The sequence below is a fragment of the Klebsiella sp. RCJ4 genome (genome assembly GCF_009025755.1).
In the GTDB taxonomy this organism is placed as follows: Bacteria; Pseudomonadota; Gammaproteobacteria; order Enterobacterales; family Enterobacteriaceae; genus Klebsiella; species Klebsiella michiganensis.
Map to the genome: position 1 here is coordinate 107103 of NZ_WCIN01000048.1, position 18353 is coordinate 125455.

Consider the following 18353-nt stretch of genomic DNA (forward strand, 5'->3'; position numbering starts at 1 on the left):
GGAAGCGTGCGATATCTGGCAACATTGTTGTTATCTTTGGCGGTGTTAATCACCGCCGGTTGCGGCTGGCACCTGCGTAGCACTACGCAGGTTCCGACCGCAATGAAAACCATGATCTTCCAGTCGGGCGATCCCAATGGACCATTAAGTCGTGCTGTCCGTAATCAGCTGCGTCTGAACGGCGTTGAACTGGTCGATAGCAGTACCCTGCGCAAGGATATTCCTTCCCTGCGTCTGGAGACATCGTCCATTCAGAAAGATACAGCATCTATTTTCCAGGACGGCCGTACTGCGGAATATCAGATGGTGATGACGGTAAATGCCAGCGTCCTGATCCCAGGCCATGATATCTATCCCATCACGACCAAAGTCTACCGCTCGTTCTTCGATAACCCGCAGGCGGCGTTAGCGAAAGATGCCGAGCAGGACATGATCGTTCAGGAAATGTACGACAAAGCCGCGGAGCAGCTGATCCGTAAGCTGCCGAGCGTACACGTTGCGGATGTCGAAGCCACCAAAGAGGATGAGAAGCCGGTCACGACGACCCCAGCCGCTTCAACCTCCGGCAATCGCGTCTCCACCACGCTGGGTAACTGATGATTCGGTTGTACCCGGAACAGCTCCGCGCGCAGCTCACTGAAGGGCTGCGCGCGGCCTATCTGCTGCTTGGCAACGATCCGCTGCTGTTGCAGGAAAGCCAGGACGCCATCCGCGAAGCCGCGGCCGCCCAGGGCTTTATCGAACATCACACCGCCACCGTTGATGCCAGTACCGACTGGCCTGCCCTGTTCTCGTTAAGTCAGGCCATGAGCCTGTTTTCCAGCCGCCAGACGCTGCTGCTCATCCTGCCCGATAATGGCCCTAATGCGGCAATTAACGAACAGCTCGCGACGCTTGTCGGCATGCTGCATGACGATTTATTGCTCATCGTTCGCGGTAATAAGCTGACGAAAGCGCAGGAGAACGCCGCGTGGATGACGGCGCTGACCAGCCGGGCGGTGCAGGTAAGCTGCCAGACGCCGGAATATGCCCAGCTGCCGCGCTGGCTCGCCGCGCGCGCGAAGCAGAATAATCTGCAGCTTGATGACGCGGCCAGTCAGCTGCTGTGCTACTGCTATGAAGGTAATCTGCTGGCGCTGGCGCAGGCTCTGGAGCGTCTGTCGCTGCTGTGGCCGGACGGTAAACTGACGCTGCCGCGGGTTGAGCAGGCGGTGAATGATGCCGCGCATTTCACCCCCTATCACTGGGTTGATGCGCTGCTGGCCGGGAAAAGTAAGCGCGTACTCCACGTTCTGCAACAGCTGCGTCTGGAAGGCAGCGAGCCCGCCATCCTGCTGCGCACCCTACAGCGCGAGCTGCTGCTGCTGGTCAACCTGAAGCGGCAGTCGGCCCATACGCCGCTGCGTTCGCTGTTTGACAAACATCGCGTGTGGCAGAACCGCCGCCAGCTGGTTAGCGATGCGCTGGCCCGCCTCAGCGCCGACCAGCTGCGCCAGGCCGTCACGTTGCTGACCCGTGCCGAACTCACCTTCAAGCAGGATTACGGGCACTCCGTATGGCCCGAGCTGGAAAGTCTCTCTTTATTGCTCTGCCATAAAGCGCTGGCAGACGTTTTTATTGATGGTTGATATGACTCAGTTACTGGCAATGTACGGCGGCACCTTCGATCCGGTGCATTATGGTCACCTTAAACCGGTGGAAATTCTGGCCAACCAGATTGGCCTTAATCAAGTCACCATCGTGCCCAACAACGTGCCGCCGCACCGCCCGCAGCCCGAAGCCACCAGCGACCAACGCAGGCATATGCTGGAGCTGGCCATCGCGGATAAGCCGCTGTTTATTCTCGACGATCGCGAACTCAAGCGCGACACGCCGTCATACTCTGCGCAAACCCTGCGCGAGTGGCGCCAGGAGCAAGGGCCAAAACGGTCGCTGGCGTTTATTATTGGCCAGGATTCGCTGCTCACCTTTACCACCTGGCACGACTATGAAAGCATTCTTGATAACGTGCATCTGATCGTTTGCCGACGCCCGGGCTATCCGCTGACCATGGCGTGCGAGCAGGATCAGCAGTGGCTGGACAAACATCTCACTCATGACGTCGAGCGGATGCATAGCAGCCCGGCGGGCGTTATCTACCTGGCCGAAACGCCGTGGTTTGATATCTCAGCCACCCTGATTCGCCAGCGTCTTGAATCCGGCGAATCCTGCGCGGACATGCTGCCGGAAAGCGTACTCGACTATATCCATGAGCAGAAGCTCTACTGCTAGCCTTGCCACAAGGAGAGTCTCATAGACTCCTTTCGAGAGGGTCATCATGAAGTTATGGTTAGTTCGTCATGGCGAAACCGAGGCCAACGTCGCGGGCCTCTATAGCGGGCACGCGCCCACTGCGTTAACCGAGCGCGGAATCAAACAAGCGCAAACGCTGGGAAAGCGGCTGCGGGCCGTCCCGTTTCAGCGCGCGTTTTGCAGTGAGCTTGAGCGCACCCAGCGCACGGCCAGCCTCCTGCTGGGCGACCGTAACGTCCCCCGCCAGTCCTTCGCCGCGCTCAATGAAATGTTCTTCGGCGACTGGGAAATGCGCCACCACCGCGATTTACAGCAGGAAGATGCCGAAAACTACGCCGCATGGTGCGCCGACTGGCAGCACGCGGCGCCCACCAACGGGGAGGGCTTCCAGGCGTTTGCCGAACGCGTCCGCGGCTTTACCGTCACCCTCTCTCAGTTTCGGGAACTTGACCATCTGCTTATCGTCGGCCATCAGGGCGTGCTTAGTCTCTTAGTCGCGCAACTTCTGAACATGCCGGATTCGGCGATGTGGCACTTCCCCATCGAGCATGGCGCGTGGAGCCTTGTCGATCTCCAGCCTGATTTCACCACGCTGCGCGTACTAAATAGCCGGGCCGTTTGGCTGGCGGAAGAAGAATTGCGCGCAGACCATTGACAGTGCAAAGCAGGCTGTTATTCTCCGCAGCCAGGCTGCATCCGCCATTTGAACTTTGCAGAAATTGTTTTACAAAAATGGCGATGCAATCATCGGCGATGGATGGGATGATAGCCGCCTTCACCGCCCGTTTATCGACATTTATCCCGACTTTGCCAACAGTTCGGGTATACTGTCAGGCTGTTTATTGTTATCACTCTTCACACACCCAGGGGGAACTCTTGCAGGGTAAAGCACTCCAGGATTTTGTTATCGACAAAATTGATGACCTGAAAGGTCAGGACATCGTAGCCATTGACGTTCATGGCAAATCCAGCATTACAGATTGCATGGTTATCTGCACAGGCACTTCCACGCGCCATGTTATGTCCATTGCCGACCACGTTGTGCAGGAGTCTCGCGCCGCCGGGATGCTGCCGCTGGGCGTTGAAGGCGAAGCCGCCGCGGACTGGATCGTGGTCGATCTCGGCGACGTTATGGTTCACGTTATGCAGGAAGAGAGCCGTCGTCTGTACGAGCTGGAAAAACTCTGGAGTTAGCGCGTGAAGCTGCACCTGGTAGCCGTTGGCACCAAAATGCCGGACTGGGTTCAGACCGGCTTTAGCGAATATCTGCGCCGTTTTCCAAAGGATATGCCGTTCGAACTGGTGGAAATTCCCGCCGGTAAACGCGGCAAAAACGCCGACATCAAGCGCATTCTCGAAAAAGAAGGTGAAATGATGCTGGCGGCTGCAGGCAAAAACCGCATCGTCACCCTGGATATTCCGGGGAAACCTTGGGATACGCCGCAGCTGGCGCGCGAACTGGAACGCTGGAAACAGGATGGCCGCGACGTTAGCCTGCTTATCGGCGGCCCGGAAGGCCTTTCACCCGCCTGCAAAGCGGCGGCGGAACAAAGTTGGTCGCTCTCAACGCTCACCCTACCTCACCCGCTGGTTCGCGTACTGGTGGCCGAGAGTCTGTATCGGGCGTGGAGCATTACCACCAACCACCCTTACCACCGTGAGTAATGATGACCAGGGTAGACTAAGCAGCGAATGAAATTACAGAATTCTTTCCGCGACTATACGGCTGAATCCTCGCTGTTCGTGCGCCGGGCGCTGGTCGCTTTTTTGGGGATTTTGCTGCTTACCGGCGTACTGATCGCCAACCTTTATAACGTGCAAATTGTGCGTTACACCGACTATCAAACGCGTTCAAACGAAAACCGCATCAAGCTGGTCCCGATTCCGCCGAGCCGCGGCATTATCTACGATCGCAACGGCACGCCGCTGGCGCTCAACCGTACGATTTACCAGCTGGAGATGATGCCGGAGAAGGTCGACAACGTTCAGCAAACGCTGGATGCGCTGCGCGATGTTATCGACCTCACCGATGACGATGTGGCGAACTTTAAAAAAGAGCGCGCCCGCTCGCACCGCTTTACCTCTATTCCGGTGAAAGTTAACCTCAGCGAAGTGCAGGTCGCCCGTTTCGCGGTGAACCAGTACCGTTTTCCCGGCGTGGAAGTCAAAGGCTATAAGCGCCGCTACTATCCCTATAACTCCGCCCTGACCCACGTTATCGGCTACGTCTCTAAAATTAACGATAAAGACGTCGATCGCCTGGATAAAGAAGGGAAGCTGGCTAACTACGCCTCCACGCACGATATCGGCAAGCTGGGCATCGAGCGCTATTACGAAGATGTCCTGCACGGGCAAACCGGCTATGAAGAGGTTGAAGTGAACAACCGCGGCCGCGTGATTCGCCAGCTGAAAGAGGTCCCGCCGCAGGCCGGGCGCGATATCTATTTAACGCTCGACCTGAAGCTACAGCAGTATATTGAAACGCTGCTGGCCGGCAGCCGCGCGGCGGTCGTGGTCACCGACCCGCGTACCGGCGCAATCCTCGCGCTGGTCTCGACGCCAAGCTACGATCCCAACCTGTTCGTTGACGGTATTTCCAGCAAAGACTACTCCGGACTCCTCAACGATCCCAATACGCCGCTGGTTAACCGCGCGACTCAGGGCGTTTACCCACCGGCGTCGACGGTTAAGCCATACGTGGCCGTCTCGGCGCTCAGCGCCGGGGTTATTACCCGCAACACCAGCCTGTTTGACCCCGGCTGGTGGCAGCTTCCCGGCTCGGATAAACGCTACCGCGACTGGAAAAAGTGGGGCCACGGCCATCTGAACGTCACCAAAGCGCTGGAGGAGTCGGCCGACACCTACTTCTACCAGGTCGCCTACGACATGGGCATCGATCGCCTGTCGGAGTGGATGGGCAAATTTGGCTATGGCCACTATACCGGCGTTGACCTGGCGGAAGAGCGCTCTGGCAATATGCCGACCCGCGAATGGAAGCTCAAGCGCTTCAAGAAACCGTGGTACCAGGGCGATACTATCCCGGTCGGCATCGGACAGGGCTACTGGACGGCGACGCCTATCCAGATGAACAAGGCGCTAATGATCCTGATTAACGACGGCGTGGTTAAAGTACCGCACCTGCTGCAGAGCACGGTGGAGGACGGCAAACCGGTGCCGTGGGTTCAGCCGCATGAACCGCCGGTCGGCGATATTCACTCCGGTTTTTGGGAAATCGCCAAAGACGGGATGTTTGGCGTAGCCAACCGCGGCAACGGTACCGCGCATAAATACTTCGCCAGCGCGCCGTATAAAATTGCGGCCAAATCGGGTACCGCTCAGGTCTTCGGCCTGAAAGCCAATGAAACCTATAACGCGCACAGAATCGCTGAACGCCTGCGTGACCATAAACTGATGACGGCGTTTGCCCCTTACAACAACCCCCAGGTTGCCGTGGCGATTATTCTTGAGAACGGCGGCGCAGGTCCGGCAGTCGGTACCATTATGCGTCAGATTCTCGATCATATAATGCTGGGTGATAACAACACCAATCTGCCGAGTGAAAACCCGGCGGTAACGGCTGGGGAGGATCAATAATGACTGATAATCCAAATAAAAAATCGCTATGGGATAAAATCCACCTCGACCCCACCATGCTGCTTATCCTGCTGGCGCTGCTGACCTACAGCGCGCTGGTGATCTGGAGCGCCAGCGGTCAGGACATGGGCATGATGGAGCGCAAAATCGGCCAGATCGCCATGGGGATTGTTATCATGATCGTCATGGCGCAAATCCCGCCGCGGGTCTATGAAGGCTGGGCGCCCTATCTCTATATCTTCTGTATTATCCTGCTGGTGGCGGTTGACGCCTTCGGCGCCATCTCCAAAGGGGCGCAGCGCTGGCTGGATCTCGGCATCGTCCGTTTCCAGCCGTCGGAAATCGCCAAAATAGCCGTACCGCTGATGGTGGCGCGCTTTATCAACCGCGACGTTTGCCCGCCATCGCTGAAAAATACCGCTATCGCGCTGGTGCTGATTTTCCTGCCTACGCTGCTGGTCGCCGCGCAGCCTGACCTCGGGACCTCGATTCTGGTCGCCCTGTCCGGTCTGTTTGTCCTCTTTCTGTCTGGCCTGAGCTGGCGTCTGATTGGTATTGCCGTGGTGCTGGTCGCCGCCTTTATTCCCATCCTCTGGTTCTTCCTGATGCATGATTATCAGCGCCAGCGCGTAATGATGCTGCTCGACCCGGAAACCGATCCGCTCGGCGCGGGTTACCACATTATTCAGTCAAAAATCGCCATCGGCTCCGGCGGACTGCGCGGAAAAGGCTGGCTACACGGAACCCAGTCGCAGCTGGAGTTTCTGCCTGAGCGCCATACCGACTTTATCTTTGCCGTCCTGGCGGAAGAGCTGGGGCTGATCGGCGTACTGATTCTGCTGGCGCTCTATATTCTGCTGATTATGCGCGGGTTGTGGATTGCCGCCCAGGCGCAAACCACCTTTGGCCGGGTGATGGCCGGTGGTTTAATGTTGATTTTATTCGTTTATGTCTTCGTAAATATTGGTATGGTAAGTGGTATTTTACCGGTGGTGGGGGTACCTTTGCCGCTGGTCAGCTACGGGGGCTCTGCCCTAATCGTATTGATGGCCGGGTTTGGTATCGTCATGTCGATCCATACTCACAGAAAAATGTTGTCGAAAAGCGTGTAAGGGGTTCGCGATGCGTAAGCAATGGCTGGGGATCTGCATAGCAGCAGGGCTGCTGGCGGCATGTTCGAGTGAAGACGTTCAACAGAAAACGGTCAGCACTCCACAGCCGGCCGTTTGCAATGGCCCAACGGTGGAGATTAGCGGCGCCGATCCGCAGTACGAAACGCCTAATGCCACGGCGAATCAGGATTATGAACGCGACGGCAAAAGCTACAAAATCGTCCAGGATCCGTCTAACTTCACCCAGGCAGGCTTCGCAGCCATCTACGATGCCGAGCCTAACAGCAATCTGACCGCATCGGGAGAAGCGTTCGATCCCACGCAGCTTACCGCGGCCCATCCTACGCTGCCGATCCCAAGCTACGCTCGGATCACCAACCTGGCGAACGGTCGCATGATCGTCGTGCGCATCAACGATCGCGGGCCTTACGGTAACGATCGCGTGATTTCACTGTCCCGCGCCTCAGCCGATCGTCTGAATACCTCGAACAATACCAAAGTGCGCATCGACCCGATCGTCGTCGCACCGGACGGCTCGCTTTCCGGTCCGGGTATGGCCTGTACCACCGTGGCCAAACAGACCTACGCGCTGCCCGCCCGCCCGAATCTTGACGGCGACAGCAGCGCGGCAATGAGTCAACCCGCGCAAACTGACGTGCACGCCATCAGTAATTCAACGCTGAAGCCGGAAGACACCACCGGCGCGCCGGTCAACAGCGGCGGTTTCCTCGGCGCCCCGACGCCGCTGAATAACGGCGTGCTGGAAGGCAGCGAGCCTGTCGTTCAAAGCGCGCCGGTTACCGCTCCGGGTTCAGTACAAGGCAGCGTTGCGCCCGCCGTGGCCGCCACCGCTGCCGTAGCGCCTGCCGCAGCGGCCAGCGCCAGCGGCGATTTCGTCGTACAGGTCGGCGCCGTCAGCGACCAGGCCCGCGCGCAGCAGTACCAGCAGCGTCTGAGTCAGCAATTTTCCGTCCCGGGCCGCGTCACGCAAAACGGCGCGGTATGGCGTATTCAGCTCGGCCCATTCAGCAGCAAAGCGCAGGCCAGCACGATTCAACAGCGTCTGCAAAGCGAAGCTCAGCTGCAGTCATTTATTACTCGCGCCAACTAAAGGCATCGCACCCGCCTCCCCTGCTTGTTGCGCATGACAAAGTCATTAACAAAGTCGTGCGCAATGTCGGATGCTGGTTCGTAGTGCGTTTGTTATAGTAAGGCACTTTTTTTAACTCCATCACGGATGCCGTTGTTCAGACCATGAAGACCTCTTTTACCGCTCGCTTACTCGTTACGGCGCTCTCCGTGGCAGCGCTGTCCTCCGCTGCCCGCGCCGATGACCTGAATATCAAAACGATGATCCCAGGCGCCCCGCAGATTGACGCCGAATCCTGGATTCTTATCGATTACAACTCAGGCAAAGTCCTGGCAGAAAACAACGCCGACTCCCGCCGCGATCCGGCGAGCCTGACCAAAATGATGACCAGCTATGTGATTGGTCAGGCCATGAAAGCGGGCAAGTTTAAAGAGTCCGATCTGGTCACCGTGGGTAACGACGCGTGGGCGACCGGCAACCCGGTCTTTAAAGGCTCCTCGCTGATGTTCCTTAAACCGGGTATGCAGGTGCCGGTTTCGCAGCTGATCCGCGGCATCAACCTGCAGTCCGGCAACGACGCCTGCGTGGCGATGGCCGACTACGTCGCCGGCAGCCAGGATGCCTTCGTCAGCCTGATGAACAACTACGTTAACGCCCTTGGTCTGAAAAACACCCACTTCCAGACCGTACACGGCCTGGATGCCGATGGTCAGTTCAGCTCCGCGCGCGACATGGCGCTTATCGGCCAGGCGCTGATCCGCGATGTCCCGAATGAATACACCATCTATAAAGAAAAAGAGTTTACCTTCAACGGTATTCGTCAGCTCAACCGCAACGGGCTGCTGTGGGATAACAGCCTGAACGTCGACGGGATTAAAACCGGCCATACTGACAAAGCGGGCTATAACCTCGTGGCCTCGGCAACCGAAGGCCAGATGCGCCTGATCTCCGCCGTGATGGGCGGCCGCACCTACAAAGGCCGCGAGTCTGAAAGCAAAAAGCTGCTGACCTGGGGCTTCCGCTTCTTTGAAACCGTTAATCCGATTAAAGCCGGTAAAGAGTTCGCTTCTGAGCCTGCCTGGTTTGGCGATACCGATCGCGCCTCGCTCGGCGTGGATAAAGACGTTTATCTGACTATCCCGCGCGGTCGCATGAAAGATCTGAAAGCCAGCTACGTGCTGAATAACGCTGAGCTGCACGCGCCGCTGCAGAAAAATCAGGTGGTAGGCACCATTAACTTCCAGCTGGATGGCAAAACGATCGATCAGCGCCCGCTGGTCGTACTGCAGGAAATCCCGGAAGGCAATTTCTTCGGTAAAATCATTGATTACATTAAATTAATGTTCCATCACTGGTTTGGTTAAAAATCGACCACTTGAAAGTGTGATTTAGATCCCCATATACTAGTTATCCTGATAACTCCCACACGTCGTGGGAGTTATTATTTTTTGTTGTAACACCGGAGCTGACATGAAAACCAAACTTAACGAACTGCTTGAATTCCCTACTCCATTTACTTACAAAGTAATGGGACAGGCGTTGCCGGAGCTGGTTGACCAGGTGGTTGAAGTGGTACAGCGCCATGCACCAGGTGATTACTCTCCGACGGTAAAACCCAGCAGCAAAGGCAACTACCACTCAGTCTCTATCACCATCAATGCAACCCACATTGAGCAGGTAGAAACCCTCTACGAAGAGCTGGGCAATATTGAAATCGTACGAATGGTGCTGTAAATCTCTTCCCCTGACCCGGCATCCACGCCGGGTCATTCTCGCTTTCTCGCTGTGATATACTTCCCCACTCAAATCATTCTCTCTCTGCGGAGACGTTGTTTTGCAGCACAATAAAATCCTCATCCGCCAGCTCGGCCTGCAACCTTACGAACCTGTCTCGCAGGCAATGCATGAATTTACCGACACCCGCGACGATGCCACGCTGGATGAAATCTGGCTGGTAGAGCATTACCCGGTGTTCACACAGGGTCAGGCCGGAAAGGCCGAACATGTTCTGGTTCCCGGCGAGATCCCGGTGATTCAGAGCGATCGCGGCGGACAGGTCACCTATCATGGTCCCGGACAGCAGGTGATGTACGTTCTGCTGAACCTGAAACGGCGCAAGCTGGGCGTACGCGAGCTGGTCACGCTGTTAGAGCAAACCGTCGTGAACACCCTGGCGGAGTACGGTATTGAATCGCACCCGCGAGCAGACGCCCCCGGCGTCTACGTGGGCGATCGAAAAATTTGCTCCCTGGGTTTGCGCATCCGCAAAGGTTGCTCATTCCACGGCCTGGCGCTGAATATCAACATGGATCTGTCACCATTCCTGAGGATTAACCCCTGCGGTTATGCCGGAATGGAGATGACCCAAATGCGCCAGTGGTTGCCCGATGCCCGTACGGAGACCGTGTCTCCACGCCTGGCCGCCAATCTGCTGGCGTTGCTCAACGATCCACCTGCGGAATATCTTCAAGGCCGCTAGCCATCGCGTCCCGCTACCGCGGGACGTCACATTTATCCCTCAGGCGCGATTAAGCCTTTATTTTTGCAATCAATTATCACTAATAAAATAATTGTGACCGCTATAATGGTGCTAATCATCACTAGCGGAAATACAGAGTGGAAGAAAATAACGCTCAGAGCGTACCAACCGAACGAGTTGACGATCGCTACGATCGACAGATGTTTCGCATTTTGCGCAACATAGACCTCAATTTACTCACTATTTTTGAAGCGGTTTACGTCCATAAAGGCATCGTCAACGCGGCAAAAATACTGAATATCACGCCGTCGGCGATTAGTCAGTCCCTGAACAAACTGCGCGCCCTCTTCCCTGACCCGCTCTTTATTCGCAAGGGCCAGGGCGTGACGCCAACGGCCTACGCCACGCATCTGCATAAGCATATCAGTGAGGGGATGGAGGCGTTTCTCAACGCCCTGGATTTAACTGGCAATACGCAGCGGGAACGGGTGATAACCGTTGCCACCTCTCCGGCTATCGGCGCGTTGATCATGCCGGTTATCACCAAAAAGCTGCGGAGCGTCTTTCCCCAGATTTTGCTGCACAACGTCGCCATTACCGACGCGGCCAGCCAGTTAAACCAGCGTCAGGTTGACCTGCTGGTCGACAGCTTCCCCCACAGCGGGCAGGCGATTACGCACCATGTGCTATTTCAGGATAGCGTACATATCTTCTGCCGGGCAGGGCATCCGGCCCTCGCGCTCCCCGCAAACTCAGCAAACCTGGGCCAATATGAATTCGCTCTCCTGCAGCCCGAAGGACAGCGCTATACGACCATCCTGCGTCACCTGCAGGAGCATCTCGGCGAACGCCGCTATGGTTTCAGTAGCTATAATCTGTTAACTCAAGCAGCCCTGGTCAACGACAGCGATATGCTGGGGCTAATCACTTCCGGAATGTTTTCCCTGGTCGAGAAGATTTGGCCCTTAAAAATGCTCGATTTCCCGCCGCTGCGGGAAGAAAAAATTGATATTGCGCTGCACTATAACAAGCTCAGCGCGCAGGAGCCCTTGCTGAAAGAGATCGTAGAGACGATTCGTCAGGCTTTTTAGCCGATAAGGCACGAGAGGGAAAAGCATAAAACAACAACTATTTTACAATTTGCCCGGCCAGCAGGCTGCTTTATGCCCCGTATCAATGATATACTGCCTGCGTTTAATTCAAAAATAGTTGATAAATGCAACATTTACTTGAATTGATTCGCTTTCCTTCGTCACTCGCAACTGGAACACGCACGCTATGAGTAAACCCATTGTGATGGAACGCGGTGTAAAATACCGCGATGCCGATAAAATGGCCCTTATCCCGGTGAAAAACGTGGCAACTGAGCGTGAAGCTCTGCTCAGAAAACCGGAATGGATGAAAATCAAACTTCCGGCTGACTCGTCCCGTATCCAGGGGATCAAGGCAGCGATGCGTAAGAACGGCCTGCACTCCGTGTGCGAAGAAGCCTCTTGCCCTAACCTCGCGGAATGTTTTAACCACGGAACGGCAACCTTTATGATCCTGGGCGCCATCTGTACCCGTCGTTGCCCGTTCTGCGATGTTGCCCACGGTCGCCCGGTGACACCGGACGCCAACGAACCGCAAAAGCTGGCGCAAACCATCGCCGATATGGCGCTGCGCTATGTGGTGGTGACTTCCGTGGATCGCGACGATCTGCGCGATGGCGGCGCTCAGCACTTTGCCGACTGCATCAGCGCGATTCGCGAAAAAAGCCCGACGATTAAAATTGAAACCCTGGTGCCGGACTTCCGCGGCCGTATGGATCGTGCGCTGGAAATCCTTCAGGCGACGCCGCCGGACGTGTTTAACCATAACCTGGAAAACGTGCCGCGCCTGTATCGCCAGGTCCGCCCGGGAGCCGACTACAACTGGTCCCTGAAGCTGCTGGAACGCTTTAAAGAAGCACACCCGGAGATCCCGACGAAATCGGGCCTGATGGTGGGGTTAGGCGAAACCAATGCTGAAATCGTAGAAGTGATGCGCGATCTGCGCCGCCACGGCGTCACCATGCTGACGTTAGGCCAGTATTTACAGCCGAGCCGCCACCACCTGCCGGTACAGCGCTACGTCAGCCCGGATGAGTTCGAAGAGATGAAAGCCGAAGCGATGGCCATGGGCTTTACCCATGCTGCCTGCGGGCCGTTCGTTCGTTCCTCCTATCATGCCGATCTACAGGCCAAAGGCATGGAAGTGAAGTAATCTCTGCCTCGACCGCGGCGTGATATTTTTAGCGCAGCGGTCCGTTCTGCCGATGCGTTTCGTTACCCGCTAAAAATCCCACCCCGGTAACAGTTGGTTGCATCTTTTTCGTCAAAACTCAGTGCAAATAACAAAAGAGGCCGCAGCGCTATCGCTGCAGCCTCTTTGCCGACGCGGTTTATCCCCGTCGGTAGCGAGCCCCCTCGTTCAGGAAACTCGTCGCGAATTACTCTTTATGAGAGAGCTTCTGCGCCGGCGCTTCTTCAGCACTGGTCTTTTTCGCACTGTCATCGTCATCGTTCATGGCTTTTTTAAAGCCTTTGATAGCCGAGCCCAGGTCTCCACCCAGCGTGCGTAACTTTTTGGTACCAAACACCAGGATAATCAGCGCTGCGACTACCAGCAGTTTGGTAATACTAATCTCACCCATAGCTAACCTTCTTCTCTAATACAAGCTGCGAATACGCCATCATACACGCATACAATTAACGGCTATTTGACGCGCGGACACAATAGCAATCTGTAACAAGGTGAATCAAGCCTTGTTTAAAAAAACGTCATAATAATTGCGGTGGCGCAAAGCGGCGATTCTGCAACACCGGCAGACGCTCGCGTACCTGCTGAATATAATCAGCTGAAAGTTCGGCAAAAATCAACTGCGGCCGCTCTCCTGCCCCGGCAAGCGTTGTCCCTAAGGGATCGACAATACGACTCTGGCCGATATTACGCGTCCCGCACTCCCCGGCGGCGACAAGATAACAGGTGGTATCCAGGGCCCGCGCCGCTAATAGCGTCGCCCAATGATGCTCCTTCAGCGGCCCTTTTACCCACGCGGCGGGCAACACGATGAGCTGCGCACCGCTGAGCGCTAACGACAGCGCCAGCTCAGGGAAACGTAAATCGTAGCAGGTCATCAGCCCGACGCGCATCCCATCCACCTCGATAAGCGGCGGAATCTGCCGCCCGGCATCGACCAGCCGGGACTCCTGAATATTGAAAGCATCATACAGATGCAGTTTCTGATATTGCGCAATAATCTTGCCCTGACGTAGCGCCACCAGCGTATTCGCTGCCCGTCCTTCGCCGGAAGGAATATGCAGGGTCAGCGCCGTCGTCAAGGCATTGTTTTCGCTCTCTGCCAGCAAGAGCCGTAGAAAGCCGCCATCAAGGCGCTGGGCGGATTTAACCGATAAGTCCGCATCGTTATCGTCTCGCGCCAGCAGCGCTTCCGGGAGAACCAGAAGCGCGGCCCCCCGCTCCGCGGCCTGACGCATCATGCTCACGCAGGTCTGCGCGTTTTCCGTCCAGTCCGGCGTTACGGCAAATTGTCCGGCAGCAACAAGCATCTTTTCTCTCCCGTCAGGTTAGTCATAGCCAGTGAGGCCTTTCGCGCGCTACACTCGAAGTTTAGTCTCGATCAATAAACAGGGAATGACCGTGTTGCAACTCCTTTTGGCTGTGTTTCTTGGCGGCGGCACCGGCAGCGTTTTGCGCTGGTGGCTGGGTATGAAGTTTAACCCCATGCATCATGCTATCCCCATTGGTACGCTCACCGCTAACCTGCTGGGCGCTTTTATTATCGGCGCAGGGCTGGCATGGTTTAACCGCATGACGGATATCGATCCGATGTGGAAGCTGCTTATCACCACCGGCTTTTGCGGCGGGCTGACCACCTTCTCCACGTTTTCCGCCGAAGTGGTGTTTCTACTCCAGCAGGGGCGCTTTAGCTGGGCGTTACTCAACGTACTGGTCAACTTGTCAGGCTCATTTGCCATGACGGCCACCGCGTTCTGGCTGTTTTCACATGCGGCCAGCCGCTAGCCCCTGACCGCAGGCAAAAAAAAACCCGCCATGAGCGGGTTTTTATATTCTACTGACGCGTTGCTTAGATAGGCATTACGTTTGCAGCAGAAGGGCCTTTGGCACCGTTAGTGATTTCGAACTCTACGCGCTGACCTTCAGCCAGAGTTTTGAAACCGTTGGACTGGATTGCAGAGAAATGTACGAATACATCTTTGCTGCCATCTTCCGGAGTAATGAAACCGAATCCTTTGGACTCATTAAACCACTTAACGTTACCTTTAATCTTAGACATCAAAATTACCTTTATATGAAAAAATCGACACTAATACTGTGTCGGGTATCAGTACACCAATTGTGGTACCTTTTGTCCAGCGCAACTTTGCTAAAAAGTGATAAAAGTCTCTATCTTTTTGCACCGGGCTCACGTTAGTCTTTGTTTTTCAACAAGACAGTCCGCTTATCTCTTTTATTGCTATAAAAAATCGCATCAAAACTGAATGCGCGCCCAGGCAAAGTAAACGTTTCCGTTGTTATAGGTGCCCGGGATATAGGTCATCTGGAACGTGGCCGGGCCGTACCCGATAGAAGCCAGAGGCAGCACGACCGGAATCGGGATGTAGTTCCAGTTATCGCGCGCCGTCACGCCAAGCGTATAGCCTAAACCCAGATGGAAATTATCGTCTGCTAAGGGACGCCAGGTTTTCTCCCAGCCATAGCCGCCGATAGGCTCCCACTTATTATAAGAGTCTTTAAAGGCCATCAAATAGATGCCATGCCAGTTCCCTTTATCATCCCAGCGCGAGACGCCGAAGCCGGCGCCCCAGGGACGTTCGTTGTAGCGGTCCGTTTTCTCTTTGTCGTAGGCGAAACGGGCGTGCCAGGTCACCGCGGGGATATAAAGATCATAGTGCTCAGGCTCATTCCAGGTCTGCGCGACGTTATCGCTCAGCGTATTGTAGCCGTCACGAAGCGTCGAACTAAACGATGCATTAGCGGAGGTGGATGATAGCAGCAGGCCCAGGCATCCCAGAAACAACCCTATAAATCGACGTCGCATTACACTTTTCTCTTACCAGTATCATTTTTAAAGCGGAGTAAGATAGCAAAGATAATCTTAATACTACCTTAACGGTATTAGGCAAACTCTTGATTTACCCGGTGCAAAAAATCTGAAAATCTCTCGCGTCCTGGCTTTGACCAGGCGGGCATGGTACCGCCTGACAGGAATTCTCATCGATTTATTGATTTGCGTCAGCGAGTTTCGCCCGTTTTTTAGGCACATTCCCTCACTAAATTTTTTCTTCGCTTCATTTATTAGTAGATTCTTTGGGTTAATGGTTTAGAGGTAAAAGAATGCTTACGCTAGTAGAGATCCTGATTGGGATTGTGGTCATTGTGGGCGTCGCCCGCTATATCATTAAAGGCTATTCCGCCACCGGCGTGCTGTTCGTCGGTGGCTTAGTATTACTCATCGCCAGCGCGCTGATGGGGCATAAGGTTTTACCAGGCGACGCAAAGAGCACCGGTTATTCTGCAACCGATATCGTTGAATATATTAAGATACTGCTGATGAGCCGCGGCGGCGATCTCGGCATGATGATCATGATGCTCTGCGGTTTCGCGACTTATATGACGCACATCGGCGCCAATGACATGGTGGTGAAGCTGGCGTCAAAACCGCTGCGCTTCATTAACTCCCCCTATCTACTGATGATCGCCGCTTATTTCGTTGCCTGCCTGATGTCGCTGGCCGTCTCCTCCGCTACCGGTCTGGGAGTACTGCTGATGGCGACACTGTTCCCGGTGATGGTCAACGTTGGCATCAGCCGCGGCGCTGCCGCCGCTATCTGCGCTTCTCCGGCGGCGATTATTCTCTCCCCCACTTCCGGGGATGTCGTGCTGGCCGCCAAAGCCGCCGAAATGCCGCTGATTGACTTTGCCTTTAAAACCACGCTGCCCATTTCTATTGTGGCCATTATCAGCATGGCGATCGCTCACTTTTTCTGGCAGCGATACCTGGATAAAAAAGAAAACGTCGCCCATGAAATGCTCGATGTAAACGAGATAACCACGACCGCCCCCGCTTTCTACGCCATTCTGCCGTTTACGCCGATAATCGGCGTACTGATTTTCGACGGCAAATGGGGCCCGGAGCTGCACATCATCACCATTCTTGTGCTCTGCATGCTGCTGGCGGCGGTTCTGGAATTCTGCCGCGGCTTTAACACCAAAAATGTGTTCAATGGCCTGGAAGCGGCGTATCGCGGCATGGCTGACGCGTTTGCCGGTGTGGTGATGCTGCTGGTAGCCGCCGGCGTCTTTGCTCAGGGTCTGAGTACCATTGGCTTTATTAACGGTCTGATCTCTATCGCCACGTCGTTCGGCTCCGCCAGTATCATTCTGATGCTGGTGCTGGTCATTCTGACCATGCTGGCGGCGATGACCACCGGTTCCGGTAACGCCCCCTTCTATGCTTTCGTTGAGATGATCCCGAAGCTGGCGCACTCTTCCGGCATCAATCCAGCTTATCTCTCGATCCCGATGCTGCAGGCATCTAACCTTGGCCGAACCATTTCTCCGGTCTCCGGCGTGGTGGTCGCCGTCGCCGGTATGGCAAAAATTTCGCCGTTTGAAGTGGTGAAACGGACCTCTGTCCCGGTGCTGGTTGGTTTGTTAGTGGTGATTATCGCCACCGAAGTTCTGGTTCCCGGCAGCGCAATCCGCTAAAGCTGAAACCGTGTGAAAAGGCGCCTGTTGGCGCCTTTTTTATGCTTTAATAACTCAATGTTATCAATGACCATTTGTCATCAGGAATAAAAATGTTCAGGAAGGATTTCGTTGCCATTGCCCTTTTGCTCAGCGCCGCCCAGGTCAGCGCAGATCCGCTGATCGCCACGCAATACGGTGATTTTGACCGCTACGTGCTGGCTCTCTCCTGGCAAACGGGGTTCTGCCAAAGTATGCAAGACCGCAACCGCAGCGAACCGGAAGAGTGCCGCCTGCAGCAGGAACTCAGCAATAAAGCCGATTTTCTCACCGTTCACGGCCTGTGGCCGAGCCTGCCAAAATCTATTGCCGCACGGGGGGTGGACGAGCGGCGCTGGATGCGCTTTGGCTGTGCGACCCGCCCTGTTCCCAATATGCCGGAAGCAAAAGCCGGGCAAAAATGTCGGGCGGCTGAAACCGGGCTCTCGCTGGAAATGGCGAATAAGCTTAACGGCGTGATGCCGGGTTCGGGCGGTAACTCATGTCTCGAACGTTATGAATACGCCAAGCATGGCGTTTGCTTTGGTTTCGATCCTGACAACTATTTCGGCACCATGGTGCGCCTGAACGGCGAGATAAAACAGAGCCATCTGGGCGCTTTCCTGGCCAAACACTATGGGCAAACCGTTAGCCGGGATGGCTTCAACGCCGCGGTTGCTGAGGCCTATGGAAAACAGAACGTCAGGGCTTTCAAGTTAACCTGCAACGGCAACCCCGCCTATCTGACTGAGATGCAAATCTCCATCAAAGCAGCGGCCATTAATGCCCCTCTCTCCGCTGATTCATTCTTACCCCAACCCCATCCGGGGAACTGCGGTAAGCAATTTCTGCTGGATAAAGCCGGCTAGATTTCATACAACTCCGCTATGGTTCGTTGATGAATGTGCGTTTAATCACTTCAAACCACCAGCAAGTCTCAGTATGATGAGAGGACATTAACCCTTGCCATTTTCGGTGAGGGTTTTCTTTTACG

The 18353-nt window shown here is 55.3% G+C and carries 21 protein-coding genes; 17 read left to right on the plus strand and 4 right to left on the minus strand.

Annotated elements, in window-relative coordinates:
• The first annotated feature begins 6 nt into the window (after positions 1 to 6).
• The 14 genes from lptE (at position 7) to lipA (ending at position 12811) form a co-directional block, all read left to right on the plus strand.
• Positions 7 to 597 carry an LPS assembly lipoprotein LptE gene (gene lptE, locus F8562_RS28110; RefSeq protein WP_004130425.1) on the plus strand — a complete coding sequence of 197 codons (591 nt, stop codon included), beginning with the start codon at positions 7 to 9 and terminating at the stop codon, positions 595 to 597.
• Positions 597 to 1628 (plus strand): DNA polymerase III subunit delta, encoded by a 1032-nt coding sequence (gene holA / locus F8562_RS28115; protein WP_032748700.1) that lies wholly within the window; start codon positions 597 to 599, stop codon positions 1626 to 1628. The genes lptE and holA overlap by 1 nt, the downstream gene beginning before the upstream one ends.
• On the plus strand, positions 1621 to 2271 hold the full coding sequence (nadD, locus tag F8562_RS28120; protein WP_032694329.1) for a nicotinate-nucleotide adenylyltransferase: 651 nt from the start codon (positions 1621 to 1623) through the stop codon (positions 2269 to 2271). Before holA ends, nadD begins: the two co-directional genes overlap by 8 nt.
• A gap of 46 nt (positions 2272 to 2317) precedes the next feature.
• Positions 2318 to 2947, plus strand: a complete 630-nt coding sequence (locus F8562_RS28125) for an adenosylcobalamin/alpha-ribazole phosphatase (RefSeq protein ID WP_014837808.1) — start codon at positions 2318 to 2320, stop codon at positions 2945 to 2947.
• 221 nt (positions 2948 to 3168) lie between these two features.
• Positions 3169 to 3486, plus strand: coding sequence for a ribosome silencing factor (rsfS, locus tag F8562_RS28130; protein ID WP_004100162.1), 318 nt, complete (start codon positions 3169 to 3171; stop codon positions 3484 to 3486).
• A gap of 3 nt (positions 3487 to 3489) precedes the next feature.
• Complete coding sequence (rlmH, locus tag F8562_RS28135) at positions 3490 to 3957, plus strand: 23S rRNA (pseudouridine(1915)-N(3))-methyltransferase RlmH (RefSeq protein WP_004100160.1); 468 nt, start codon at positions 3490 to 3492, stop codon at positions 3955 to 3957.
• 27 nt (positions 3958 to 3984) lie between these two features.
• On the plus strand, positions 3985 to 5886 hold the full coding sequence (gene mrdA / locus F8562_RS28140) for a peptidoglycan DD-transpeptidase MrdA (protein ID WP_004130417.1): 1902 nt from the start codon (positions 3985 to 3987) through the stop codon (positions 5884 to 5886).
• Positions 5886 to 6998 (plus strand): peptidoglycan glycosyltransferase MrdB, encoded by a 1113-nt coding sequence (mrdB, locus tag F8562_RS28145; protein ID WP_004100156.1) that lies wholly within the window; start codon positions 5886 to 5888, stop codon positions 6996 to 6998. Before mrdA ends, mrdB begins: the two co-directional genes overlap by 1 nt.
• A 10-nt stretch (positions 6999 to 7008) precedes the next feature.
• Positions 7009 to 8109: an endolytic peptidoglycan transglycosylase RlpA gene (rlpA, locus tag F8562_RS28150; RefSeq protein WP_014837807.1), complete on the plus strand. Its 1101-nt coding sequence runs from the start codon at positions 7009 to 7011 to the stop codon at positions 8107 to 8109.
• Positions 8110 to 8252: 143 nt separating this feature from the next.
• Positions 8253 to 9452: a D-alanyl-D-alanine carboxypeptidase DacA gene (dacA, locus tag F8562_RS28155; protein WP_014228398.1), complete on the plus strand. Its 1200-nt coding sequence runs from the start codon at positions 8253 to 8255 to the stop codon at positions 9450 to 9452.
• Positions 9453 to 9558: 106 nt separating this feature from the next.
• Positions 9559 to 9822: a DUF493 family protein YbeD gene (gene ybeD / locus F8562_RS28160; RefSeq protein ID WP_004100153.1), complete on the plus strand. Its 264-nt coding sequence runs from the start codon at positions 9559 to 9561 to the stop codon at positions 9820 to 9822.
• Between the two features lie 100 nt (positions 9823 to 9922).
• The gene (gene lipB / locus F8562_RS28165; protein WP_014228397.1) at positions 9923 to 10567 is read left to right on the plus strand and encodes a lipoyl(octanoyl) transferase LipB; all 645 of its coding nucleotides are present in this window, start codon (positions 9923 to 9925) and stop codon (positions 10565 to 10567) included.
• 137 nt (positions 10568 to 10704) lie between these two features.
• Positions 10705 to 11658, plus strand: a complete 954-nt coding sequence (locus F8562_RS28170; protein ID WP_014837806.1) for a YbeF family transcriptional regulator — start codon at positions 10705 to 10707, stop codon at positions 11656 to 11658.
• A gap of 187 nt (positions 11659 to 11845) precedes the next feature.
• On the plus strand, positions 11846 to 12811 hold the full coding sequence (lipA, locus tag F8562_RS28175) for a lipoyl synthase (RefSeq protein WP_004848774.1): 966 nt from the start codon (positions 11846 to 11848) through the stop codon (positions 12809 to 12811).
• Positions 12812 to 13037: 226 nt separating this feature from the next.
• Here lipA and tatE read toward each other — a convergent pair whose 3' ends face one another.
• A complete protein-coding gene (gene tatE / locus F8562_RS28180) occupies positions 13038 to 13241 on the minus strand; it encodes a twin-arginine translocase subunit TatE (RefSeq protein ID WP_004130411.1) in 204 nt (67 codons plus the stop codon).
• A gap of 127 nt (positions 13242 to 13368) precedes the next feature.
• Positions 13369 to 14157 (minus strand): deaminated glutathione amidase, encoded by a 789-nt coding sequence (locus F8562_RS28185; protein ID WP_014837805.1) that lies wholly within the window; start codon positions 14155 to 14157, stop codon positions 13369 to 13371.
• A 91-nt stretch (positions 14158 to 14248) separates the two neighbouring features.
• Between F8562_RS28185 and crcB the strand changes: the two genes are divergently transcribed.
• A complete protein-coding gene (gene crcB, locus F8562_RS28190) occupies positions 14249 to 14632 on the plus strand; it encodes a fluoride efflux transporter CrcB (RefSeq protein ID WP_014228394.1) in 384 nt (127 codons plus the stop codon).
• A gap of 64 nt (positions 14633 to 14696) precedes the next feature.
• On the opposite strand, the gene cspE is transcribed toward crcB, so the two are convergent.
• The gene (gene cspE / locus F8562_RS28195) at positions 14697 to 14906 is read right to left on the minus strand and encodes a transcription antiterminator/RNA stability regulator CspE (RefSeq protein WP_004100146.1); all 210 of its coding nucleotides are present in this window, start codon (positions 14904 to 14906) and stop codon (positions 14697 to 14699) included.
• A gap of 195 nt (positions 14907 to 15101) precedes the next feature.
• Complete coding sequence (pagP, locus tag F8562_RS28200) at positions 15102 to 15671, minus strand: lipid IV(A) palmitoyltransferase PagP (RefSeq protein ID WP_014228393.1); 570 nt, start codon at positions 15669 to 15671, stop codon at positions 15102 to 15104.
• Positions 15672 to 15967: 296 nt separating this feature from the next.
• On the opposite strand from pagP, the gene dcuC reads away from it, so the two are divergent.
• Both dcuC and rna read left to right on the plus strand, forming a co-directional pair.
• Positions 15968 to 17341, plus strand: coding sequence for an anaerobic C4-dicarboxylate transporter DcuC (dcuC, locus tag F8562_RS28205; RefSeq protein ID WP_014228392.1), 1374 nt, complete (start codon positions 15968 to 15970; stop codon positions 17339 to 17341).
• A 92-nt stretch (positions 17342 to 17433) separates the two neighbouring features.
• Positions 17434 to 18228, plus strand: coding sequence for a ribonuclease I (rna, locus tag F8562_RS28210; protein WP_014228391.1), 795 nt, complete (start codon positions 17434 to 17436; stop codon positions 18226 to 18228).
• The last annotated feature ends 125 nt before the right edge of the window (positions 18229 to 18353 follow it).